The organism is Micromonospora sp. HK10 (genome assembly GCF_000982955.1).
GTDB lineage: Bacteria > Actinomycetota > Actinomycetes > Mycobacteriales > Micromonosporaceae > Micromonospora.
Genome location: NZ_KQ058878.1, coordinates 1 through 23,425, shown reverse-complemented (window position 1 = coordinate 23,425; position 23,425 = coordinate 1). Strand labels below are relative to the sequence as shown.

Sequence of the window (23,425 nt, the reverse complement as noted above, 5' to 3'; positions counted from 1 at the left end):
GACGATCAGGCCCCCTCGGCGACCTCCCGCCGCGTCGCCAGCGAAGGTAGGTACCAGTGAACTACGACACGACCATCCTCGCCTCGCCGAACGACGTGCCGGCACCTCCGAGCACCGACCGCCTCTCGATCAGTGGCTGCACGGTCATCTGCTATCACGCCCACCGCCTGGCCTCCCCGGCGCACCTGTCCACGGCGTTTGAGCGCGGCGCCCTCCAGGCGATCGACGACGACCGGTCGTACGCCTCGAAGCTGCGACCGGGAGCCGGGCTGGAGTACTCCACCTTCATCGATGCCGGACCGATCCCGGCCGCGCTGGCCCGCATCGTGCACAGCAGCCACGCGTCGAGATTGCAGCAGTCCGTGCTGTGGCTCGGCGAGGAGTACGTGGTGTCGGCCATTCCGATCCTGTTGTCCATGCCGCGTCCGGAGCGGGTCGGAGTGGAGCTGAACGCGCCGCTCACGGTGGACCGCCTGTTGCGGTTCCTGTCACTGCTCGCCGATCCGGATGTCGCCGGGACGCTCCGGCAGCAGTCGGCAGCGGCCATCGTGGCGCAGATCGGCATCACCGCCGACGAGATCGAGCGCAGTTGGTCGGTTCCCGGGTCGTTCGCGATCCAGATCTGGAACCTTGACGGCACCGATGGACGGGAGACCACCAGCCTGTACGAGGGCATCCGCGAGTCGGCGGAGTACGCGTGGGAGATTTCCGCGATCCTGTCCTACAGCTCCGACCACTTCAAGGAAGACGGACTGTGGCTGCGCCGCAGCCGGCAGCAGATCTACGGGCTGGTGCGATCAGGTTTCAGCTTCTTCGACGACCACATGGTCTTCGTCAACGCCGACTGCTGCCTGGAGATGGCCCATCTGCCGGCCTGGCTGCGCGACCGCTCCGACTTCCGGTTGCGGCAGTACGGGTACGACTCCTCCTCGATCTTCGTCTGGTGCAGCGGGGTGCTGCGGGCCGCGATCGCCGAGGATCTCAGCGAGCGCTACCGGGATGCGCTCGGCGAACTCAGCACCCGTCAGGACGTCACCGCGGGCGAGCAGGTCGACATGATCCGGCTCCACATCCGGCACACCCGGTTGTTGGATCGGATCGTCAACTTCCGGGAGCAGCTCGTCGAGGCCCGCAACCGGGCGCTGGACGAGCAGATCATCAGCAACCGGTCCAGCAACCGCGCCTTGAACGCGCTGACCAGGCACATGGACAAGTACGGGGCGCTGGCGGTCAGCCTGCACCGCGTGCACGAGGAGCGGGAACGTTCCCGCCGGGACTCGCTCATCGCCGTGCTCGCGGTCGTCCTCGCCGTCGTCCAGATTCCCAGCTTCGTGGAACAGATAGGCGACTGGGCGGACGAGCACGCCTGGAGCCGACTGGGCGTTTCCGGCGCGCTCATCGTCGCACCGCTGGTCCTGGTGTGGCTGGCGCTAAGACGCGCCACGCGGTGAGGCGGCCGGTGCGGATCCCAGCAGCACCACCGGTCCGGCCCGACGCAGTCGACCGAGGTCGTCGCGGTGCGCCAGCACCAGCTCGCCGAGGCGTCGCACCGCGGGCGCCAACGCGCTGTCGTCGTGGGTGACGATCTGCGCCGCCGACAGCTCGGCGACGAGCCGGGTCAGCAGGCGCTCCCGGAAGGCGTTGTCGGTGCTGGCCAACGAGCCGGAAAGGATCAGCGTCGGCTGGCCGCCGTCGGCACCTACCGCGCGTAGCACGGTCCGGACCCCGACCAGCACCTCGCCGACGGCGTTGTCGACGAGAGCGCCGGCAACCGGATCCCCGTGCGCGGCGACGGTGAGAACGCTCCGCGCGAACGACGCCACCGTGGGGCGGGCAGGCGTCTGATAGACCTTTCGGAACAGGTCCTCGCGCAGCGAACCGGATGGGGAACCGCCGCACCAGTCCCGGGCCGACCCGGTCAGCGCCGTCGCCGGGCCCCGTCCGTCCAGCGCCCGGGCCACCGCCCGCAGCCCCTGCAGCCCGAGGTCGAACCCGCCGCCCTCGTCGGTCAGCAGATAGTCCAGTCCGCTGGCCGCCGCGAACCGGTCGGTGCCGTGCCGGGCCAGGTACTCCGTGCCGGTCCCCACGATCACGGCGACCGTCAGCGTCGCGTCCACGCCGAAGAGCAGCGGCAGGATGTCCCCCGTGACCGCGACCGGGGCCGCGACGCCGGCCTGCCGCAGCGCGCCGTCCAGGAGGTGGGCGAACTCGTCCGCCGCCGCCGTGGTCGAGGCGGCACCGTGCGACGCCACGGCGAACGTCACGGCGTCCGGCCGGGTGTCGGCGGCCGCGAGCGCCGTGGCGACGAGGTCATGCAGGGTCCGCGCCGCCTGCGCCGGGCCGACGCTGCGCGGGTTGGTGCTGTCTCCATCGGCCCGACCGGGACCCGGGCCGGTCACCACCACCGTGGTGCGGCTGCCACCACCCTCGACGATGATCCAACAGTCCGCGTCGGCGTTTCCGGGCTGCGGGATCGCCTCCATCGCCGAATAATATCCCGATGCGCAGCATGCTCCCGGTTCCGTTTCCGGACGACGCGGCGGCACCCTCGGTCGCGCGGCCCCGGAAGGGCACGGGTCAGCGGCCGTTGTGGGTGCCGGTCGGGATCGACGGCTGAGTGAGCCGTGGACAGCGGACCCGACAGCCGTCTTGCCGTACCGTGGCGGGAGCTCCGCCGCCGCACGGCCTACGAGCGCTTCGGCCGGGCCGTCGTGGAGGTGGACTACCGTCTCCCCTCCGGTCGGGACGAAACCTTCAGCATCCGCGCCGAACGGGACACCGTTGCCGTGCTCGCGCTCACGCCCACGAGCGAGGTGATCCTCACCCGACAGTTCCGGCCCGGGCCGGGGCGGTTCATCTACGAGTTGCCCGGCGGCTATCTGGAGGACGGTGAGGACCCTTCCGACGCCGGCGCCCGCGAGCTGCTGGAGGAGACGGGGTACGCGGGCCGGGTGGACATCGTCGGGCAGTGCTACGGCGACTCGTACTGCACGGCCCGCAAATACTGCGGGGTCGCACGCGACTGCCGTCCGGAACGCGCGCAGCAGTTGGACGCGGAGGAATTCGTCGAGGTCGTACTCGTGCCACCGGTCCAGTTCCGTGAGCTACTGCGGGCCGGCGAGACCATCGACGTCGACCTGGCGTATCTGGCCCTCGACGCGCTGGCCATGTTGTAGCGTTTCTTGCCGGCCACCGGTAGACGACCGGTACGCGAGGAGGACACATGCCGCCCAGTGGCAGGCCGCCGCGGGCACTCGGTGTCATGTTCGACCGTGCCCACCGGCCGACGGCACTTCCCGACTTCGTACGCACCCTCGACGCGATGCGGGTCGACGATCTGTGGCTGGTCGAGGACATCGGCTGGGCCGGCTCGGTCGCACTCACCGCGACGGCACTGGCCGTCAGCTCCCGGTTGCGGATCGGCATGGGCATCTGTCCCGTTCCGCTCCGCAATCCGGTCGTGCACGCCATGGAGCTCGCCGCGCTCGCCGAGATGTACCCCGGTCGCCTGGTGGCCGGGCTCGGACACGGCACGGCGGCTCGCCTACGCCGCATCACCCGCCCGGCCCGGAGCCGGCTCGAGCAGCTCGACGCCACGTTCACCGCCGTACGGGGACTGCTCGCCGGCGAACACGTCACGCTCACCACCGACACCATCGCGCTGACCGACGCCTGCCTCGAACACGTGCCACCGGTGCCGCCTCCGCTGTACGCCGGAGTGGTCGGGCCGCGTTCCCTCGCCCTGTCCGGGCGGATCGCCGACGGCACCATCCTCGCCGAGGGCACCACGCCGGAGATCCTCGGCCGCGACCTGGCGCACGTCCGGGCCGGCGGGGCGGGTCGACCACACGAGATCGTCGTCTACCTCCACCTGCTCGTCCATCCCGACCCGGATCATGTGGCTGCCGTGGCCGCGCCGATCGTGAGCAAGTTCGCCGACCTGCACCGGGCCACGCCCACCCCCGCGATGGTCGCCTCGGGGACACCGAAGTCAGCGGCACAGCGGATCGCGGCGCTGTGGGAGGCCGGCGCGGACACGGTCGTCCTCCGCCCGGTCGGCGACGACCACCTCGGCCAGGTGAGCCAGGTCCTCGACGCGCTCGGGCGCTGAGCACCCGCCGTCCCTCCACCTGACGGCGGGACCGGGGACGTGGGGCGCGGAGCACCCGCCGTCCCCCTACCTGACGGCGGGACCGGGGACGTGGGGCGCGGAGCACCCGCCGTCCCCCTACCTGACGGCGGGGCCGGGGGCCGGGTCGCCGGACGCGGCCGGCCGCAGCACCGCGTGCACGACCCGGTCGATCTCCTCATCGGTCAGGTCCGCGGAGGTGGGCAACCAGGCGCACGACCGCGAGACCGCTGCCGCGACCGGCCACGGCCGGGGTGCCCGGTCGCGGTACAACGCCAGCTCCGGCAGGGCCGGCCAGATGCCCCGGACATCGACACCGCTGGCCCGACCCAACCGCACCAACCGCTCCCGGGTGCCCGGATCGGTCGCCACAGTGTGCAGCCAGCACGACGCCCGTACCCCCGGCCGCACCGGCCGGCGGCCGAACCCGAGCCCGTCGGCGTGGGCGGTGTATCGCTCGCCGACCCGACGGCGGGCCGCCACCAGTTCCTCCCACCGTTCCACCTGGGCCAGCCCGAGCGCTGCGGTCAGGTTCGTCATGCGCCCGTTGCGGCCGGCGACCTCGTGGACGTACGGCCGCTGCGGGGTCATCCCGTGATGGGCCAGCAGGCGTACCCGGGCGGCAAGCTCGGCGTCGTCGGTGGCGACGCAGCCCCCCTCGCCGGAGGTGACGGCCTTGTTCACGTGGAAGCTGAACACCGACGCGAGCCCGAAGCTGCCCGCCGGGGCGTCACCGACCGCAGCCCCGTGCGCCTGCGCCGCGTCCTCGATCACCGGCAGGCCGAGCCGGGCCAGCGCCGGATAGTCGCACGGATGTCCCAGCACGTCGACGGCGATCACCGCTCGGGTGTGCGTCGTGATCAGCTCGCCCGCTGCCACCGGGTCGAGTGTCCAGTCCGCTGGCGAGACGTCACACAGCACCGGTGTCGCGCCCACCGTCAGCACGGCCGCCGCCGGGGCGGCGAAGGTGAGCGCGGGCACGATCACCTCGTCCCCAGGCCCGACACCCAGGGCCGCGAGCGTCAACTCGAGGGCCGTCGTACCGCTGGAGACCGCGACGACGTGCGACCGGCACAGCCGCTCGGCGAGGGCCGCCTCGAACCGCTCCACGTACGGCCCGGTGCCGGACACCCAGCCGGAGGCCAGCGCATCCTGGACGTACGCCTGCTCACGCGGCCCGAGGCTCGGCCGGGACAGCGGTACCAGGGTGGTCACTTCCGCACGTCCAGCTGGAGCGCTTTCGCGCCGCCGGATGGACTTCCGTCGCCGGTCGCCGCCGTCAGGGCCGCCAGCACGTCGGAGAGCGTGCGGGTCAGCGGCCGGCGCGCCTGCCAGCCGATCTCACGGTTGATGCGGGTCGGATCGCCGACCAGTGACCGGGCGTCGAGCCGGCGTTGCAGCGCCGGGTCCGGAAGGACGGTCAACTCCGTGTCCGCCAGCGCGCACAGCTGGCGGGCCAGCTCGGCGATGGTGGTGCCGACGCCGGTACAGATGTTGTACGTACCTCCGGGGGCACCCAGCTGGGCGATCCGGGTGAGGGCGACCACCGCGTCTCGCACGTCGACGAAATCACGCTTCGCATCCCAGTTGCCGCTGGTGATGCTGGACAGCCCGGCGGCCCGCGCACCGAGGATCCGCCGGGACAGCGCGGGCACCACGTAGGACGGATGCTGGCCCGGTCCGATGACGTTCGTCGGGCGGGCGATCAGCACGCGCATCCCGTAGGCAGCGGAATAGTGCCGGGCGAGGGTCTCCGCCATCGCCTTGCTCGTGCCGTACGGTGAGATCGCCTGCACCGGTCGAGCCTCGTCGACCGGGCCGTCGAGCGCCGCGCCGTCGTAGACACTGGCCGTGCTCATCACCAGCACCCGCGCGGTCGGCGCGGCCATCCGCGTCGCCTCGAGCAGGGCGGCCGTGCCGAGCACGTTGGTGGACCAGGTCTCGGACGGTCGCGCCCACGACTCGGTCACGCTGGCGATCGCCGCCAGGTGGTAGACCGTTTCCGGGCGCACCCGGGCGATGATCGAGCGGAGCCCCTCGGTGTCCCGGACATCGCAGTCGACCAGGTCGATCGGTGTGACGTCGGCCCCGAGCTGATCGAGGAGCCGGCAGAGGTACGTGCCGATGAACCCCGCAGCTCCCGTCACGAGCACCTTCATCGACGCCCATCCCCGCTGCTCGTGCTGACCGTGCGATCGAGCATAGCGATCTATAGGGACCGGGACGAGTCTGTCACCGTGCCGGATGGACGGTGCCGCTCGACGCCCGGTACCCGTACCGGCCGGGCGGCGTCGCCTACCGGACGTCGAACACGCCGCGGGCACCGCGCTCGGCGTCGACCATCGCGTGGTTGACGAAGGGGTAGTGCCCGGCAGCGGGGAACGTCAGCTCGACGAACCCCCCGGCCGCCGGACCGAGCTGGAGCACCTGCGCGCCGCCCGGGTCGGTTGCCCGGTTCTCCCAGTGCCCCTCCCGGTAGACGGTGTCGAACTGGGCGCCGACGACGTGGAACGAGGTGTCCCGGTTGGGTCCGGCGTCGAGCAGCCAGACCCGGACCCGCTCCCCGGGGCGGGCGGTCAACGGCCGGTGGTCGTACTGGGCGGCGTAGCCGTTGAAGACCACCGCGTCGGGGCGCTCGGCCTGCATCTTGGCCAGGTCGCCGGGCTCGCCGTCCGGCCCGAGGTAGAGCTCGGACTGGACGAGCACGTACTCCCGGTCCACCCGGGGCAGGTCGGGCGGGTCGATGATCACGGTGCCGTACATGCCGTTGCCGATGTGGTGCAGCATCGGCATGGTCGAGCAGTGGTACATCCAGATGCCGGCCCGGGTGGCGGTGAACCGGTAGGTCAGCCGCTGCCCGGCGTCGATCGGGCGCATCACCTCGTCCGGGGCGACCGCGCCGGCGTGGAAGTCGATGCCGTGGTCCAGCGTGCCGTCGTTGACCAGGGTGATCTCGAACGTGTCGCCGACCCGGCCGCGCAGCACGGGTCCCGGCACGGTGCCGTCGAAGGTCCAGAGCCGCTGGCGTACGCCCGCGGCGACCTCGCGCACCACCTCCCGTACGTGCAGTTCCCGGCGGTGCAACCGGCCCGGTGGGGTGGCCGGCGCGACGGCGTCGCGGGCGGTGAAGGCCGGCCCGGGGTCGGCCATCACGTCGATGCTCGGCTGCGGCGCCGCCGACCCGGTCGGGGCGTGCGCCGCCGCCGACCCGGTCGGGACGATCCGCAGGGCCATGCCCGCCTGCCGGTGTCCCGGCAGCGAGCACCAGCCCTCGGTCGGGCCACCGATGATGCCCGCGTCGAGGCGGGCCGACCCGCCCTGGCCCAGCAGGGCGGTGCGGGCACCGTTCTCCAGGATCAGGTCGTGCCGGCGGTGGTCCCGGTTGCGGAACTCGACCACCAGGCGGTCGCCCGGGGGCACCTCGATCCGGGCCGGGTGGTAGCGCATGCCCTCGGCCACCACCTCGACGGTGGTGGTGTGCCCGGTGGGGGTGACCGCCGTGGCGGCGCCGGCCGCGGACGGACCGGCCGTCATCCGCTGCGCGGCCACGCCGACCAGCACGGCGACCAGGACGAGGGCGAGGCCGGTGGCCACGCCGCCGAGCGGGCGGGCCGGGGTGGGTGCGGTGGTCACGGGGTCATCTCCGGGCGGTGAGCAGGACCCGGGCGGCCGGTGCCAGGAACTGCACCAGCGCGGCGAGGATCAGCAGGGACGTGGTGATGCGGACGTACGGCGGGCTGGGCAGCGCGAAGACCGCCAGCGCGGCGTTGGCCATGGCCACCCGCTGCGGCCCGTGCCGGTCCAGCAGCGCGGCCCGGGCCCGGACGGAGGCCGGTCCCCCGCCGAGGACCACCGGCAGCAGGTACGTCAGCGCGCCGACCAGCACCTGCCCGACGAAGCCCACCAGCAGCGGGACCAGCACCTGCCCGAAGCGGTCGGCGGCGGTGACGGGCCCCGCGGCGGCCAGCAGGGTGACCGCGTCGACGCCCAGGGCGACCAGGAGCCAGCCGGCCGCGGCCGCGAGCGACCAGGTGGCGAAGGCGTACGGCGGGCGCGCCCGCGCCACGGCCAGCGCGGGCCGCAACGCGACCAGGACGCCGAGCACGAACAGGCCCAGGCCGACCGCGGCGACAGCTCGCCACCAGGCGAGCAGCCCCAGGCCGAGCAGGACCAGGCCGACCGAGGCCGGCGGAAGGGCGACGGCGGCGAGCCGGGCCGCCCCGTCGACCATCCGGGTACGCAGCATGGTCGGCCAGAGGGTGAGCAGCGTGCCCAGCACGGTCAGGGTGACCCAGCCGAGCAGGTTGACGTGCGCGTGGAACAGCAGCAGCCGGGGCCGGTGGGCGTCGTCGACCACGAGCATGCCGGCGCCCACCGGGACCCCCGCGAGCAGCGCCAGGCCGGCGGCCAGGTAGTAGCGGACGGTCACCCGGAACCGGGCCGGCAGGGCCCGGCGCAGCCGCCGCGCGAGCCACGCGAGGTGGGCTGCCACCGCGGCGAAGACGAGGGCCGCGCCACCGACCGCGATCCAGGGCCGGCCGGCCGTCCCGCCGACGAGGACGGCGCACACCCCGAGGTTCAGCCCGGCGAGGCGGACCGCCTCCGACCGGCGCCGTCGCGGCACCGGGGCGCGCAGCACCGCGGCGGTGAAGTGCGCGGACCAGACCAGGATGGCGTTGGTGACCGCGCCGAGCAGCAGCAGGTGGATGGCCAGCCAGCGCCAGGACGGCAGGAACGGATGGACGAAGCCCAGGACGACGAGCCCGCCCAGGTAGGTGACGGGCAGCAGGCCGACCCGCCGGTGCCAGCCGGCCCGGCCGGTGCTCGCCGCCGGCCCGGTGCTCCCGGTCGGCCCGGCGGGCGGGGGCGACGGGACGGCGGCGGTGGACGGGGCCGGGCCGACGCCGGCGGCCGGCGCGGGGCCGGCCGTCGAGGCGGGACCGGCCGTCGAGGCGGGACCGGACGTCAGTGCGGGGCCGGCCAGTGGGGTGCGACCGGAGGCCGGGGTGCGATCAGCCGTCGGCGCGGGGTCGACCCGCGCGGCGGCGGGCCGGGGACGGCTCATGGGTGCACCGCCGGTACGGGCGCAGCGGTGGGCCGCCGTCGGACGCCGGTCAGGACGCCGGCCGTCGCGCAGCCCAGGAAGGTGAGGACGGCGAGGACGTTGACGACGCCCGCCCAGCGCCAGACCGGCTCGACGGCCAGCCCGTCGCCGAGCACGAGCCGCACCAGCAGGCTGCCGTGCAGCAGGGCGAGCGGCGCGTAGAGCCAGGGCCGGTAGGGCAGCGGACGGCGGAGCACCCCGGGCAGGATGACCGGGGCGTGCACGAAGATCATCGACATGGTGAAGCCGAGGAAGGCGGCGTGCAGGGTGGCGTCATAGCGGGGACCGGCGGTGACCGGGCCGGCACCGGCCCAGAGCAGGCCGGCGACCGCCAGCCAGGCGTACCCGGTGAGCAGGCCGACCGCGACGAAGCGGGGCAGGCCGCGCCCGCGCACGGTGCGGCGGGCGACGTCGTACGCCACCAGCCAGCCGACCACGGCGAGCAGGCCCACCCCGAACAGGTGCGCCCCGGCGTCCGGCCACAGCACGGTGGCGGTGACCCCGGCGGTGAGCGCGCCGAGCGCGACCAGGAACCAGCGGACCCCGTGCGGCGGCAGCGCGAGGTGGGCCAGTTCCAGGCGCTCGCCGGCGATGGTGGCGACCACGAAGGTGGCCAGCCACGGCACGATCTCCGGCACGGCGGCGCCGGCCAGCCAGAGCAGGGTGGCGGCGTACCAGGCGAACGCGCCGAGCCCCTGCGCCAGCAGGGACGGGCCGGGCTGCCGGTGCCAGAGCCGCCGGTAGACCAGCAGGAGCAGTACGGCGGCGAGCATCAGCAGCAGCCGGGCGGCCAGGCTCGGGCCGCTGAGCAGCAGGGCCACCCCACCGGCACCCGAGCACGCCGGGGCGGACAGGGCCCACCGGGTGCCCAGCGCCACCGCCCGTTCCAGGGCGATCAGCGTGCCGACGAAGCCGAGCACCATCAGCGGGCCGTGCACCTGCTCCAGCGACGCCCGCGGGGTGGGCAGCGGCAGGCCGAGCAGCAGCAGCGCGGCGTACAGGCCGCTGAGCAGGGCGAGGCCGCCGGCCGCGAGGAGCGGGAGCCGCGGCCCAGTCCGGGCGCTCATCGGGGGGTCGGTGCGACGCCGGGCCGGCGGCGGCCCCGGGCCGGCGCGGGCTCCGGCAGGGCCAGGCGCACCACACAGGCGTCGGGTGCGCCGAACGGCTCGACCACGGCGCCGGCCGGCGGTGCCCCGGCGTGCTCCAGGGCACCCCGGACCACGCCGACGTGCAGGTTGCAGATCGCATCGGGGTTGCGCTTGACCAGCTCCAGGAAGGGACAGGTGTGCAGGTGGATCTCGGTCCGACCGTCGCCGCTGTGGTGCAGCCGAGGGCTGAAACCCAGGCTGCGCAGCACCTCGAAGAGCGTGTCGAGCGGGTCCGCGCCGGGCGGGGTGGCGGCGGCCAGGTGCCGGCCCCAGTCCTGGCCGGCCCGGGTGGCCTCGGCGCGGACGTCCCCTCCGGTGCGCCGGGACAGGTGGTCCAGCAGGGCGGCGGCCAGCGCCCGGTACGGCGCCGGCGCGGGGGCCTCGTTTCCGGCGGCGAGCCGGTAGCGCCACGCCGGCCGGCCGGGTTGCCCCCCGCTGGCCCGGGCCTTGACCAGCAGACCGGCGCCGACCAGCCGGTCGAGGTGGGCGCGGGCGGTGGACGGGTGCAGCCCGGTCCGCTCCCCCACCTCGGCGATGGTCACGCCGCCCTCGGCCGCCCGGACGATGCCCAGGATCGAGACCCGGCTCTCGGTGCCCAGTGCGCGGTGCCGGTGCGGGTCGATCGTCTCCCCGACCGGCCCTGTTCTCAGGGTTTCCACGGTATATAACGTTACAACGTCGTCTGACGTCAAAACTACGGGAGTCGCCATGTCCCACACCCGCTCCACCGCCGACCGCGCCGCCGCCCGGGCGGTGGTCGGCCACCACGGCCAGCTCGCCGCGGCGCTCGACCGGTACGTCCAGGATCTGCTGACGGCGGCGGCCCAGGGCGACGCCGGCCGGGCCGACCAGGTCCGCGACGACCTGACCGGCTGGCTCCGCGACGAGCTGCTGCCGCACGCGCACGCCGAGGAGACGGCCCTCTACCCGGTGGCCGCGGCCCGGCCGGAGGCGACCCTGCTGATCCGCGGCATGCAGGCCGAACACCGGGCCATCACCGGCCTCGTGGTCGCGCTCGAAGCGGCCGAGGAGCCGGTCCGGGCGGCCGCCACCGCGCAGGCCCTCGCCGGCGTCCTCGCCGTCCACCTGGTCAAGGAGAACGAACTGGTGGTACCGCTGCTGGTGGACGCGGCGGACGTGTCGTTGGCGGCGCTGCTGGACGGCGTGCACGACCTGCTCGGCGTGGCGGACGCGGCGGACTCCGCGGGTTCGGCGGGCTCGGCGGACTCCGCGGGTTCGGCGGGCTCGGCGGGCTCGGCGGGCGGCTGCGGCGGAGCCTGCGGGTGCGGCGGGGACCGGGGTGCGGCGGACGCCCCGGCCCCGACCTTGACCATCGACCCCCGGCTCGACGTCCGGACGCTGCCGCACGACCGGCGGCACGCCACCGTGCTGGCGGCGCTGGACGCGCTGCCGGACGGCGGGGCGCTGGTCCTGGTCGCGCCGCACGCGCCCCGGCCGTTGCTGGCCGAGATCGAGTCGCGCTACCGGGGTGACATGGCCACCGAGTGGCTTCAGGACGGACCGGAGACCTGGCAGATCCGGCTGTCCCGCCAGCCAGCCACCGCCTGAGCGGCCCGCCGCCGGGACGGCCGGGTCGGGGCCGCTGCCTGAGCGGCCCGCCGCCGCTGGGACGGCCAGGTCAGGACCCGCCGTCCCGGCGCGCCGGGCCGTTCGGCCCTGTCCGCCGCGATTACCGGCGAGCAGCCTGGGTTGGGACCGGGACGGCGTACGGCCACCCGGAGGGGGAGGCGATATTCGGTGTGCAACTACTGCGGATGCCGGGACTTTCCCCTGATCGGCCGGCTCTCGACCGAGCACGAGTCGATCTCCGACGCGGCGGGCCGGTTGCGGTCCGCCATCCTGCGCGGTGACCCGGCCGCCCTGCGGGTGCTCGACGACCTGCTGGCCCTGCTCACGCCGCACACCACCGTCGAGGAGGACGGCCTCTTCGCCGAGTTGCGCGCCGAGGGCAGCCTCGCCGAGGCGGTGGCCCGGCTCTGCGCCGAACACCGCGACATCCACGGCGTCCTCGGCGCGGTCGACCGCGCCGCACCGGACTGGCCGGCGGTGCTCGCCGCCCTCGACCGGTTGCACCGGCACATCGACAACGAGGAGCACGGCCTCTTTCCCGCCGCGGTGATCGCCCTGCCGATCCCGGCCTGGGACCGGATCACCCCGACCGCCACCCCGGCCACCGGGAGCGCCCGGTGAGCTGCCGTCCCCGCGCCTGCCCGGCCGCCTCGGCCGTCGGCCCGCGCCGGTTGGCGGGTCGCCGCTTCGCGGTGCCGATGGCCGGCGCCCACGTGCGGCGGGTCTTCGACGAACGGTGTCGCCCGGCCTGACCCGGCCTCCCCCTCCCGGCCCGCGACAGCGACCGGTCCCGGGACGCCGGCACGCCGGTCCTGTCCTGCGGGCCGGTCGCTTCCCGCGCCGGCCCCCTCTCCCGGGGCAATGACACCCATGCTCGACGACATCCGCGCGGCGGCTGTCGGCGCCCACGGTGCCCGGCCGCCCGCTACACCCTACGGCACCGGCTCGAAGCCCAGCTGCGCCGCCACCACCCGCAGCTGCGCGGCGTCGTCGACGTGGCATCGGATCGCGCGCGAGGCACTGGCCGAGCACCAGCGGCAGAAAGATGATCCCGAGTGCCCCCATGGGTTCGGGGGCACGGCCAGGTTGTCGCGCGCTACCAACTTGATGACCCAGACGATTCACGGTCAGGCTCGCCTCGCGGTGCTGCCGGCATTCGCGGTCCCGGGACGGGGAACCGGGGCTCCCCGGCCGGGTCCGCCGGACTGAGTCGTTCACGTCATCAAGTTCGCAGCCGCACCGCGAACGGCCGTCGAGGACCGGCCGAAGGGACAGCAGGCGGACGGGCGGTTGGCGACGCAGCCCGTCCGGAGCACCGCGGCTTCACTCCAACTCGCCGTCGCCACGCTCGGCTTCCTGGTCAACTTCTGGGCGTGGGCGCTGCTCGGGCCGCTCGGCCGCGTCCCGCGGGGTGCTCGCGGGTCCACGAGTAGTTCGGCCAGGTGTGCCAGCCCTCGGGTGCCCGGCAGCGCGGTGCCCTCGGGATCCACCACCACGGGTACGACGGGCCCGGCGGCGTCCAGCCAGTCGGTGCGCCATCGCCGCGAGCGGCGCCAGCCGGTCGTGGTCAGTGGTATTCCGTTGGGGGCCGTCGTCGCGCCGAGGATCCGGGTGGTGTGCAGCGGCGCGGGGTTGCCGAACCCGGGTGGCGGCAGCTCCGGCGAGCTGAGGTACGGCCTGATGGGGTAGGGCGGATAGGTGAGGCTGGCGACGAGGGCGCGCACGTCGTAGGCGTTACTGAGGTGCTGGCCACGCACCCAGATGGCGTCGAACAGGAGACGGCGCAGGTCGTGCTCGACACCGTCGGTGACCGCCTCGGCGTATGCGGAGACGGCGGCCAGCGTGTTGCTGACCAGGGTGGGGGCCGCCTCGGGCGGGTGCTCGCCGGGCAGGGCGAGCAGCTGGCTCTCGACCAACTCGCGTCTCCACCCGTCCGGGTCGGCGGCGACCGGGGTACCGGTCATCGACAGCCCGGGGTTGTGCTCGACCGCCCGCCAGGCGACCTCCGCACGGCGCTGTCGCAGCAGCGCGTCGACGCGTTGGCTGGCCAGGTAGGAGTAGGGACAGTTGAAGTCGCCGTAGACGATCAGACGCATCGGTGCCTCCCGGGAGACCGGGTCGTGGCGGTGGCTAGGTGCCCTCGCCGGTCAGGGTTGTCGGGCGGGGATGTCCGGCGACGAGCGGAGTGTCCACTGCCAGCCGGCCCACTTTGGCGGCCCCGCCCGGAGACCCGAGTGGGGCGGCGGCTCCCGGCAGCGGCTCAGCGAAGAACCGGGCGTTGTCGTCGGTGAACACGGACCACCGCTCGGGAAGGTCGTCTTCGTAGAAGATCGCCTCGACGGGGCAGACCGGTTCGCAGGCGCCGCAGTCGACGCATTCGTCCGGGTGGATGTATAGCGCCCGGCCGCCTTCGTAGATGCAGTCAACCGGGCATTCCTCCACGCAGGCCCGGTCGAGCACGTCGATGCACGGCTCGGCGATCACGTAGGTCATGGCGCCTCCTGGGGTTTTTACTATGGGCATCGTATAAAACAGCGGGGTGCGGGGCGAGGTGATGTACCGCGCACTTGGCCACTCGCTGCCCGGCACCCGTTCCGCGACGAGCAGTCAGGCGGCGCACCGACCACGCGCCCGTCGATCTGCGCGACGACCGGCAGGGTCGCCAGGTCACGGGTGACTGCCGGCGGGGCGGGTCCGACGGCCCGCCCCGCCGGGCCTTCCGCATCTACCCGCCGGTCCGCCGGCGCCGTGCAATGAGGGCATGGCTGATGGGATGAGCCGTCGTCTCCTCGCCGGCACCGGCCGGGAACGCCCCCTGGACAACCGCGGTCACCTTCCCCGGCTGCAGGCCTGGCCATGAGAGCCCGTGCGGTACCGACGTCGCCGATCTCCCCCGTGCACGACGTCCTGAGGGCGGACACGCCCCGACCGCCGGGCGATCCCGCCGCCCGCGGGCGTCAACGGGAAGACCAGGAACCGAGAGCGGAAGGGGAGGATTGCCATGGCGAGGGTACGCCTTGACAACGTGACGAAGGTGTTCCCGGGTGGGACCCGGGTGCTCGAGGGCGTGGATCTGACCGTGCCCGAGGGCGAGTTCCTCGTGCTGGTGGGGCCGTCCGGCTGCGGCAAGTCCACCCTGCTGCGCGTCATCGCTGGCCTGGAGGAGGCCACCTCCGGGACGGTCTCGTTCGACGACGAGGTCGTCGACCACCTCTCCCCGAAGGAACGCGACGTCGCGATGGTGTTCCAGAACTACGCCCTGTACCCCCACCTGTCGGTGCGGGACAACCTCGCGTTCGGTATGCGGCTCCGGCACGTCCCCGCCCCCGTCCGCGAGCGGCGGGTCCTCGACGTGGCGCAGCTGCTGAGCATCGAGGAGCTCCTCGACCGCAAGCCCAAGGCGCTGTCCGGCGGGCAGCGGCAGCGGGTGGCCGCCGGACGCGCCATCGTCCGAAATCCGCGCGTCCTGCTCATGGACGAGCCACTGTCCAACCTGGACGCGCTGCTGCGCGTCACGATGCGCGCCGAGCTTCGGCGCCTGCACGCCGAGCACCGCACCACCACCATCTACGTCACCCACGACCAGGTCGAGGCGATGACGCTCGGCGACCGCATCGCGGTGCTCGAAGGCGGCCGGGTGCAGCAGATCGGGACGCCACACGACCTCTACCACCGACCGGTCAACGCGTTCGTCGCCGGGTTCATCGGCTCGCCGAGCATGAACCTCGCCGTGGTGCCGGTGCACGCGGGCGCCCGGCCGAGCATGGAGGTGGGCGGGCAACTCTGGCCCGTGCCGGACCCGCGGGCAGCGGGCCTCGCCGCGCTCGCCGGGGGCCCGCTGCTGCTCGGCCTGCGACCGGACGCGTTCACCTGGCCGGCTCCGGACGGTGCACCGGCGCTGGACGTCACCGTGGCCGCCGTCGAGTTTCTCGGCAACGCCACGCTCGTGCTCTTCGAGCCGCCCGGCCGGGGGTGGCACCCGGCGGACGACAGCGATCCGGCGGACGAGCACTGGACCGCGCGGCTGGACGGCGATGTCCCGGTCCAGGTCGGTGGCCGCCTGACGGTGGGGGTCGACGTCGACGCCGCGTACCTCTTCGCGCCGGACACCGGCCTGGCCCTGCCGTATGCGGAGGCGATGGTCGCGGCGGCGGCCTGACCGCCGGCGCGGGTCACGCCTGCCGCCGGGCACCCGGCGCGCGCTGGCCACGGCGACCTCGAACGCCGCGGCGACGGCCGCTGGAGCCCGGCCGTCCGCGCCCCGTGCGACGAGCGGCGACGGCCCGACCCGATGGACAGGTCGAAGGGCCTGACGCGGAGGGCCCTCCGCGCCTACCCGCATCGCCGACGACGGGTCTGCGATGGGTCAAGGACATGGAGGGAGTGAGGGAGATGACCGACAACTATCTGATCGTCGTCGGCGTGGACGGCTCCGACGGCGGGCGGCGCGCCCTCGACTGGGCTACCCGGGAAGCGACGACTCGCGGTGGCACCGTGCAGGCGGTGATCACCTGGCGGTGGGACGGGGTCGAGTCCGGCCCGGCGACCGCGACCAACCCCGGCGACGAGAAGCAGCACGCCCGCGCCATCCTCGACCGCGAGATCCAGGCGGTCACGGCCGGTCGAGCCCCGTTGTCGCCGGTCGCGGCCGAGGTCGTGGAGGGCAGGGCCGCCGACGTGCTGACCCATGCCGCTCGCGGCGCGGATCTGCTCGTTCTCGGCAGTCATGGTCACAGCCGGTTCCGGCACACCGTCCTCGGGTCGGTGAGCGAGGAATGCGTCCGCAAGGCGAGCTGCCCGGTCGTGGTCATTCCGGTACCCGTGCCGGCGCCGCCCGCCCCGGCGGAGCTGGCCGTGCCGAGCTGACCGCCCACGTTCGGCCGCCCCCGGTGAGCGGCCATTGTCGCGGTTACCGGGTGTCGGGACGGTGGCGGTAGCAGCCGCGCCATGCCCCCACGGGGTGCCCGCGGCACGGCTCCGGCTCCCACCGGGCCGCCGTGCTGTCAGACGCCGCCGTGCTCGCACGGCGCGGCTTCGGCGTGCTGCTGCTCGACGCCCGCGGTCAGGGCCGGCGCGAGCACCTGATCCGCGCCGTGGTCGGCGAGGGCGCGACCAGCAGGCCGACACGGCGTTCTTCATTCAGGGGTACGCGCGCCGCCGGCTGCGGCAGGTGCGCGACTGGCTTCTGCCGGCATGCGGGGACGCTCTCCCCCGGCCCGGCATCTCGCACGAGAAGGAGCGAACGATGGGCAAGAAATGGAGTGAGCTGCCCCGCTGGCAACGCACCGCGACGGCGGTGCTCGCACCGGTCGAGGTGGTGCTGACGGTCGTGGCCGCGATCGACCTGGCCCGGCGTCCGGAGCGGGAGGTGCGCGGCCCCAAGGCGGTCTGGTGGCCCCTGCTGTTCGTGCAGCCGGTCGGGCCGGCGGCCTACCTCGGCTGGGGGCGGCGCCGGCCCGGCAACTGAGCGGTGCGGCGTCGGTTGCCGTCGCGGCGGTCTCATGCCGGTGTCGTTCAGGTCGGCGATCCGTCCGTTCCTGGTCGGCCGCGGCGGACGCCGGGACGACGGTCCCGGCGCCGGCCGCAGCGAGGCCTCCGTTCTCAGGTCACTCCGCCCTGGCGAACTGCTCGGTGAGCTCGACGAGCCGGTTGAGGTAACCCCACTCGTTGTCGTACCAGCCGAAGACCTTGACGAACGTGCCGCCGGACTGGGTCAGGCTCGCGTCGAACACGCACGAGGACGGATCGCCGACGATGTCGCGGGACACCAGCGGCGCCTCGGTGTAGCGCAGGATCCCCCGCATCGGCCCGGCCGCGGCCCCGGCCATCGCGGCGTTGATCTCGTCCCGCGTGGCGGCACGGGTCAGCTCGCACGTGAGGTCACTGATCGAGCCGTCCTCGACGGGCACGCGCAGCGCGACGCCGTCGAGCCGCCCGGCCAGCTCGGGCAGCACCAGGCCCACGGCCTTCGCGGCTCCGGTGCTGGTCGGGATGATGTTCACGGCCGCGGCGCGGGCCCGGCGCGGGTCCTTGTGCGGCGCGTCGAGCACCAACTGGTCGTTGGTGTACGCGTGCACGGTGGTCAGGTAGCCGCGCTCCAGCCCGAACGTCTCGTGCAGCACCTTCACCATCGGCGCCACGCAGTTGGTGGTGCACGAGGCGGCGGAGAGGATCCGATGCGCGACCGGGTCGTACCGATCCGCGTTGACGCCGGGCACCAGGGTCGCGTCGGCGCCCTTGCCCGGAGCGGAGATCAGCACCCGCTTCGCGCCCGCCTTGAGGTGCAGCGCGGCGTCGTCGCGGGCGCGCAGCTTGCCGGTCGACTCGATGACCAGGTCGACGCCGAGGTCACCCCACGGGAGGTCCTCGGGGCTGCGCTGCCGGAACGTCGGGATGGTCGCGCCAGCCACGGTCAGCGCGGCGTCGCCGACGCCGACCTCGTGCGCGAGCCGGCCGAACGTGGAGTCGTGCACCAGCAGGTGGGCCAGCATGCCGGTGTCCCACAGGTCGTTGATCGCCACCACCTCGTAACCGGCGCCGAACATGCCCTTGTCGAGCAGGCAGCGCAGGTAGTTGCGGCCGATCCGCCCGAACCCGTTGATCGCGATGCGGTAGGTCATGGTGGTCCCTCCTCGTGGTCCAGAGGTCGTCGCCGACCGGGGCGTCGTGCGTCCTGTGCACGGGCCGGCCGCGAAGCCGGGTCCCGGCCGACGGCGGGCCTCCACCATCCAGCCTCCTGCCGGGTGCGCCCCGGGGGCAGAGTCGGCGGGCACGCGGGCCAGGGACCTATGGCCCGGCTCCGGTTTGGGCCTTTGCCGCACGACCAGCACGGATCCGTCCGATGTGATCATCGGTCGTCCGTCGCCGGCACCCTGAGCATCGCCCCGTCGTTCGACCGGCACCGGCGTCGGGTCCCGGCCCCCAGAACCGTCCGGCTGTCAGACGGGCACGCCGGCCGGCTCCCCGGCGGTGGGTTGCTGGCCGGCCAACCTCTCGGCGCGCGCCTTGATGCCGAGCAGCATCTTGCGCTCCATGACCCAACTGCCGGGCTCCATCACCGCGCGGTCGAACGCGGTCCGCAGCAGCGACGGCCTCGCCGTGACGATCCGGTTGCGGCTGACCAGCCGGGTGCCGCCATCGCATCCCGGCGTCAGCCGGAAGCTCCACAGCCAGCGGTGGTCGTCGGAGAGGAACGCCAGGGCGCGCTCCGGCTCCAGGACGGCGCAGCGCAGCACCGGGCCGTCGGCACCGACCGGCAGGCCGTCGCCGACCGTCAGGTCCTGGAACTGCGGCAGGATCGTGTCGGCGCTGTGCATGTCCAGACCGAGCAGGTTCTCGATCCAGTCGTAGCTGTACGCACCACCGCGGCCGCTGCCCATCTGCACCAGCCACGGCCAGACCGCGCTGGGCGGGGCGGCGATGGTCACCGCTCGGGTCGTTTCGAGGTCCGGCCCTTCGATCAGCTCGTCACCGGGCATCTCACCGGTGATCTCCTTGCCAGTGGCGCCCCAGAAGCGGAGCCAGCGTCGCACCGGCACCGGGTAGGCGGCCGCCGCGACCGCGGCGAGCAGTGCCGCGCCGCCGACGACCCGCGCTGCCTGTCTCTTCATCACAACCTCCGTCCGTCGTCGTTCCAGCCGATCGTCACGCGGCGCAACCCAGGGACGGCAGGGCCGGAGGTCGGCCGGCGCCGGAGCCGGAGGACCCGTCAACGCACGGCGGGCGGGGCACCGGCTGAGACATCCGGGGTGCCCGTACCGGCGCTCAGCCGGGCGGTGGGGCGGCGCTGTCCCGGATCACAAGCTCGGCCGGCAGCACGTGATGCCGCGGAACGTGCGCGACACCGGCGCGCGCGTCGGCGATCGCCGCGATGAGGGCGGCGGCCGCGGCCTCGCCCTTGGCTTCGATGTCCTGGTGGACGGTGGTGAGGGCGGGGCGGAGCTGGGCGGCCAGCGGGTTGTCGTCGAAGCCGACGACGGACAGGTCCCGGGGCACGTCGATGCCGAGGTCGACCGCCGCCCGCAGGACACCGTGGGCGGTCGCGTCGGAGAAGCACAGGACGGCGGTGGGCCGGTCCGGGCGATCGAGCAGCAGCCGGGCCGCGGCCCGCGGCTGCTCGGGGTCCGCGCCGGGCTGCCGGGCCACCAGCGGGGTCACGCCCGCCTCGCTCAGCGCGTCGCACCAGCCGAGCAGCCGTTGCCGGGCGGCGTATCCGTCGATCGTCACGTCCGCCGGGTCGATCAGGCCGTGCGGAGGGTGCATGCCGGACATGAGCAGGCCGATCCGCCGGTGGCCGAGGTCCAGCAGGTGCCGGGCGGCTGCCCGGGCGCCGGTGCGGTCCGCCACGTTGATCGTCGAGACGGTGGCCAGTGGCTCCTGGTCGACGTACACCAGCGGCAGCCGGCGGCGGGTCAGGTGGTCGACCGCCGCCGAGGTGGGGTCGCAGGAGTAGATGAGCGCGCCGTCGAGGGCGACGTCCCGGGCGGGGATGACGTCCCCGGAGTCCGCGGAGGTCAGCAGGGTGAGGGCCAGCCCGGTCGGGGCCAGCCGTTCGGCGATGGCCCCGAAGAAGCTGGTGGCGACGAGGTCGGTGAACGCGAATCGGAGCGAGGACGTGAGCACGATGCCGACGGCGCCGGTGGTGCCCCGGGCGAGGGCACGGGCCGCCGGGTCGGGGCCCACGTAACCCAGGTCGTCCGCGGCGGCCAGGATCCTGCGTCGCAGGCTCGGCGAGAGCTGGTCGGGCTTCGAGAAGGCGTTGGAGACGGTCATCCTGCTGACGCCGACGTGGTCGGCGATGGTCTGCAGTGTCACCCGCCGGCCCACGACGCCACCTTCCGGAGCAGTTCACCCGCCGACTGAGCACCGGCGATCCCACGCTACCAGCGGCGCCGACGGAGACCGGGGGCGTGCCGCGGCGGCGCTATACCGGTACAGTAGCGTCTACTGTACCGGTACAGAAACCGAGCCGGAGAGGCCGCCGCCACCATGAGCGACACCCCTGCCCTCGACCCCGACCAGATCGCCCGGCTCCGCCTCGCGACCACCATGTTCTTCGGCGCCGGTGGGTTCCTGTTCGCGGGCTGGACCGTCCGGCTTCCCGCGATCAAGGAACAGGTGCACGCGTCGGCCGGGGAACTGGGGTTGGCCCTGCTCGGCATCTCCGGCGCCGCGGTCCTCACCATGGCCGTGACCGGGCGGCTGTGCCGGCGGTGGGGCAGCCGGCGGGTGACGGTGGCCGCCGCCACGCTGCTCTGCGTGGCCGCGGTCCCGCCCACCCTGACCCGATCGGTGCTCGCCCTGGGCCTCACCCTGGTTCTGTTCGGAATCGGCTACGGCGCCGTCGACGTCGCCGTCAATAGCGTCGCGGTCGACCTCGTCGCCCTCGTGCGGCGGCCGATCATGTCCGGCCTGCACGCGGCGAACAGCATCGGCAGCCTCACCGGCGCCGGTCTGGGCGCCGTGCTGGCGCTGTGGCTCAGCCCGTTCGCCCACATGCTGGTCGTCGTGCCGATCGGCCTGGCCGCGACGTTCTGGTCGGCCGGGCTCCTCCTGTCGGCGCCGTTGCCACCGGCCCGGCAGCCACCACGGACGGTCGCCGACCGCGGCCGCGGCCGTCACCGCGGCTTCGTCGTGGTGATCGCCGCCGCGACGGCCCTCTGTGCCGCGTACGGCCAGGGTGCGCTGGATACCTGGGTTCCGCTGCACATCGAGACCGACCTGGACGGACCCTCGGCGGTCGCGGCCGCCGGATACGCCACCGTGACCGCGAGCCTCACCATCGGACGGCTGGCCGGCGCACGCCTGATCGAGCGCTTCGGGCAGGCACCGGTCGTGGTGGGCGGCGCTGTCGGGGCGAGCATGGGCGTGCTGGTGATGGCGCTGTCCCCGGCGCTGTGGCCGGTCTTCGCCGGTTTGGTCGTCACCGGGCTGGGGCTGGCCAACATCTTTCCGTGGGCCCTCGCGCTGGCCGGGGCGACGGGAGGCCCGGACGGCATCGCCCTGGCGTCCACGCTCGGCTACGCCGGCATCCTGCTGGCGCCGCCGACGATCGGTCTGCTGGCCGACGGGATCGGGTTGCCGCGCGCGCTCACCCTCGTCGCGGCCACGCTGCTGGCCGCGGGGGCGCTGGGCTTCGTGGTCCGCCACCACAGCGACGACGCCGGCGCAGCCGACGATGCAACGGACGACGCCGGGCAGGACCCTGACACCCGGCAGGCGGGAAACCGACCGGTCGCCGGGCCGGCGGCGCGCTGAGCACGGTCGTCGGTGTCGCCGCGAGCCCTGGCACCCCGGGTCGCGCCACCCGTCCCGCACGCGGCATAGTGGCCGGCGGCGCATCGACCGGTGTCGCCTGCCCGTGGAGAAGGTGGTGCCCGCGTGACGACACGCCCAGGTGTCCGGTGGACGGGAGTGGCCGCGCTGCTGGCGCTGGCCGTGGGGACGCTCGTGGTGCCGGCGGCGCCCGCGACGGCCGCCCCGGAGACCGTCCGCATCCTCAGCGTGTCGGCGGAGCACGTGAAGCCCAACGAGACGGTACGGGTGCGCTACCGCGTCACCAACAACGGCAACCGGGCCGACACGGCCATCGTGGTGGTCGGCGGGGGCCTGCGGTGCTCCTCCGGATGTCGGGTGGAGCCGAAACTCGGCGCCGGCCAGAGCCTGACCTTCGACACCACGCTCGTCGCCCCCGAGGCGCGCCCCGGTGAGGTGACCGGTCTGAACATCTCGATCGGTGTGCGGCTCGCCGGGCAGAACAGCTATGCCCACACGATGGTCTACGTGCACGGCCCGGGCACGTCGACCTCCGGCGGCGACAAGCCGGCGGCCGGGGTGAGCGCGGTCTCCGGCACCGTCCGCGACGCCGGCGGTCGGGCCGTCGGCGGCGTGGACCTCACCATCCGGGACAGCGCCGGGCACGAGTACCGCACGACCAGCGGCCGCAGTGGCCGGTTCTCGATCACGTCCAGCGCCGGCCGGACGATCGCCGCGGGATCCATCACGGTCCGCGCCACCCTGGACGGTTACCGCACCGCCCGCACGACGGTACGGGGCAGCGCCGGTGACGTCGCGACCGTACGGCTGACCCTCGCCGCGGTGGCAGCGCCCACCACGGTGTCGCCGCCCACCGAGGAGACGAGCCCGCCCGCCGCGGCGGGCGACGGGGCCGCCGGGGCGGTGCCGCCGACGCTCCGGGCGGTCAGCGACGAGGGCCGCAGCCCGATGCCGTTTCTCCTGCTGGGCGGCTTGTTGATCGCCGCGGGCCTGGGCGCGCTCGCGCTGCTGGTGATGCGGCGGAGAAGGGCATCGGACGCGGTGGCGGCGGCCGGTGGCCCGTCGACGGCCCAGTTGCCGGCCGGCGGTGGGCTGGCCGACGCCCCGACCGCTGTCCTGCGCCCGGTGGGCGGCGGGTTCCCGAGCCCGCCGGGCGGGCCGCCGCTGGGCGGCGGGTTG

The 23,425-nt window shown here is 74.2% G+C and carries 22 protein-coding genes; 10 read left to right on the top strand and 12 right to left on the bottom strand.

What is annotated here, in order from left to right; all coding sequences use genetic code 11:
- Positions 1-56: 56 nt before the first annotated feature.
- Positions 57-1,451, top strand: coding sequence for a hypothetical protein (locus tag LQ51_RS25645; protein WP_046570013.1), 1,395 nt, complete (start codon positions 57-59; stop codon positions 1,449-1,451).
- Here LQ51_RS25645 and LQ51_RS31535 read toward each other — a convergent pair.
- Complete coding sequence (locus LQ51_RS31535) at positions 1,431-2,483, bottom strand: N-acetylglucosamine kinase (protein ID WP_052745057.1); 1,053 nt, start codon at positions 2,481-2,483, stop codon at positions 1,431-1,433. The genes LQ51_RS25645 and LQ51_RS31535 overlap by 21 nt on opposite strands.
- A 141-nt stretch (positions 2,484-2,624) precedes the next feature.
- Here LQ51_RS31535 and LQ51_RS25635 point away from each other — a divergent pair, with 141 nt between their 5' ends.
- Both LQ51_RS25635 and LQ51_RS25630 read left to right on the top strand, forming a co-directional pair.
- The gene (locus tag LQ51_RS25635) at positions 2,625-3,176 is read left to right on the top strand and encodes an NUDIX hydrolase (RefSeq protein ID WP_046570007.1); all 552 of its coding nucleotides are present in this window, start codon (positions 2,625-2,627) and stop codon (positions 3,174-3,176) included.
- 86 nt (positions 3,177-3,262) lie between these two features.
- The gene (locus LQ51_RS25630; RefSeq protein WP_197087914.1) at positions 3,263-4,111 is read left to right on the top strand and encodes an LLM class flavin-dependent oxidoreductase; all 849 of its coding nucleotides are present in this window, start codon (positions 3,263-3,265) and stop codon (positions 4,109-4,111) included.
- Between the two features lie 117 nt (positions 4,112-4,228).
- On the opposite strand, the gene LQ51_RS25625 is transcribed toward LQ51_RS25630, so the two are convergent.
- From LQ51_RS25625 to LQ51_RS25600, 6 genes are all read right to left on the bottom strand, one after another.
- Positions 4,229-5,344, bottom strand: a complete 1,116-nt coding sequence (locus LQ51_RS25625; protein ID WP_046570001.1) for a DegT/DnrJ/EryC1/StrS family aminotransferase — start codon at positions 5,342-5,344, stop codon at positions 4,229-4,231.
- Positions 5,341-6,288 carry a GDP-mannose 4,6-dehydratase gene (locus tag LQ51_RS25620; protein ID WP_046569994.1) on the bottom strand — a complete coding sequence of 316 codons (948 nt, stop codon included), beginning with the start codon at positions 6,286-6,288 and terminating at the stop codon, positions 5,341-5,343. The genes LQ51_RS25625 and LQ51_RS25620 overlap by 4 nt, the downstream gene beginning before the upstream one ends.
- Before the next feature lie 136 nt (positions 6,289-6,424).
- Positions 6,425-7,762, bottom strand: coding sequence for a multicopper oxidase domain-containing protein (locus LQ51_RS34415; protein WP_046569990.1), 1,338 nt, complete (start codon positions 7,760-7,762; stop codon positions 6,425-6,427).
- A 4-nt stretch (positions 7,763-7,766) separates the two neighbouring features.
- Entirely contained in the window at positions 7,767-9,194 is a 1,428-nt protein-coding gene (locus LQ51_RS25610) for a YML083C domain-containing protein (protein WP_231605883.1), read from the bottom strand.
- The gene (locus LQ51_RS25605; protein ID WP_046569989.1) at positions 9,191-10,300 is read right to left on the bottom strand and encodes a hypothetical protein; all 1,110 of its coding nucleotides are present in this window, start codon (positions 10,298-10,300) and stop codon (positions 9,191-9,193) included. Before LQ51_RS25605 ends, LQ51_RS25610 begins: the two co-directional genes overlap by 4 nt.
- On the bottom strand, positions 10,297-11,031 hold the full coding sequence (locus LQ51_RS25600) for a helix-turn-helix transcriptional regulator (protein ID WP_197087919.1): 735 nt from the start codon (positions 11,029-11,031) through the stop codon (positions 10,297-10,299). The genes LQ51_RS25605 and LQ51_RS25600 overlap by 4 nt, the downstream gene beginning before the upstream one ends.
- A 58-nt stretch (positions 11,032-11,089) precedes the next feature.
- On the opposite strand from LQ51_RS25600, the gene LQ51_RS25595 reads away from it, so the two are divergent.
- Both LQ51_RS25595 and LQ51_RS25590 read left to right on the top strand, forming a co-directional pair.
- Positions 11,090-11,950 carry a DUF2249 domain-containing protein gene (locus LQ51_RS25595; protein ID WP_046569986.1) on the top strand — a complete coding sequence of 287 codons (861 nt, stop codon included), beginning with the start codon at positions 11,090-11,092 and terminating at the stop codon, positions 11,948-11,950.
- 189 nt (positions 11,951-12,139) lie between these two features.
- Positions 12,140-12,592: a hemerythrin domain-containing protein gene (locus LQ51_RS25590; RefSeq protein ID WP_046569984.1), complete on the top strand. Its 453-nt coding sequence runs from the start codon at positions 12,140-12,142 to the stop codon at positions 12,590-12,592.
- Between the two features lie 593 nt (positions 12,593-13,185).
- On the opposite strand, the gene LQ51_RS25585 is transcribed toward LQ51_RS25590, so the two are convergent.
- Both LQ51_RS25585 and fdxA read right to left on the bottom strand, forming a co-directional pair.
- Entirely contained in the window at positions 13,186-14,067 is an 882-nt protein-coding gene (locus LQ51_RS25585; RefSeq protein WP_046569982.1) for a DsbA family protein, read from the bottom strand.
- Between the two features lie 34 nt (positions 14,068-14,101).
- Positions 14,102-14,464 (bottom strand): ferredoxin, encoded by a 363-nt coding sequence (gene fdxA / locus LQ51_RS25580; protein ID WP_046569980.1) that lies wholly within the window; start codon positions 14,462-14,464, stop codon positions 14,102-14,104.
- Positions 14,465-14,972: 508 nt separating this feature from the next.
- Between fdxA and LQ51_RS25575 the strand changes: the two genes are divergently transcribed.
- From LQ51_RS25575 to LQ51_RS25565, 3 genes are all read left to right on the top strand, one after another.
- The gene (locus LQ51_RS25575) at positions 14,973-16,130 is read left to right on the top strand and encodes an ABC transporter ATP-binding protein (protein WP_046569979.1); all 1,158 of its coding nucleotides are present in this window, start codon (positions 14,973-14,975) and stop codon (positions 16,128-16,130) included.
- A 233-nt stretch (positions 16,131-16,363) separates the two neighbouring features.
- Positions 16,364-16,837 (top strand): universal stress protein, encoded by a 474-nt coding sequence (locus tag LQ51_RS25570; RefSeq protein ID WP_197087913.1) that lies wholly within the window; start codon positions 16,364-16,366, stop codon positions 16,835-16,837.
- A 379-nt stretch (positions 16,838-17,216) separates the two neighbouring features.
- Entirely contained in the window at positions 17,217-17,438 is a 222-nt protein-coding gene (locus LQ51_RS25565; RefSeq protein WP_046569975.1) for a PLDc N-terminal domain-containing protein, read from the top strand.
- A 139-nt stretch (positions 17,439-17,577) separates the two neighbouring features.
- Here LQ51_RS25565 and gap read toward each other — a convergent pair whose 3' ends face one another.
- The 3 genes from gap to LQ51_RS25550 all read right to left on the bottom strand — a co-directional run bounded on the left by gap (position 17,578) and on the right by LQ51_RS25550 (position 20,797).
- Positions 17,578-18,591 (bottom strand): type I glyceraldehyde-3-phosphate dehydrogenase, encoded by a 1,014-nt coding sequence (gene gap / locus LQ51_RS25560; RefSeq protein ID WP_046569973.1) that lies wholly within the window; start codon positions 18,589-18,591, stop codon positions 17,578-17,580.
- A gap of 318 nt (positions 18,592-18,909) precedes the next feature.
- Positions 18,910-19,581, bottom strand: coding sequence for a hypothetical protein (locus LQ51_RS25555; RefSeq protein WP_046569972.1), 672 nt, complete (start codon positions 19,579-19,581; stop codon positions 18,910-18,912).
- Between the two features lie 154 nt (positions 19,582-19,735).
- Positions 19,736-20,797, bottom strand: a complete 1,062-nt coding sequence (locus LQ51_RS25550; protein ID WP_082159644.1) for a LacI family DNA-binding transcriptional regulator — start codon at positions 20,795-20,797, stop codon at positions 19,736-19,738.
- Positions 20,798-20,959: 162 nt separating this feature from the next.
- Here LQ51_RS25550 and LQ51_RS25545 point away from each other — a divergent pair, with 162 nt between their 5' ends.
- Positions 20,960-22,228 carry an MFS transporter gene (locus tag LQ51_RS25545; RefSeq protein ID WP_082159643.1) on the top strand — a complete coding sequence of 423 codons (1,269 nt, stop codon included), beginning with the start codon at positions 20,960-20,962 and terminating at the stop codon, positions 22,226-22,228.
- A 123-nt stretch (positions 22,229-22,351) separates the two neighbouring features.
- Positions 22,352-23,425: carboxypeptidase regulatory-like domain-containing protein (locus LQ51_RS25540; RefSeq protein WP_046570053.1), on the top strand; the 1,074-nt coding region annotated here is incomplete at its 3' end.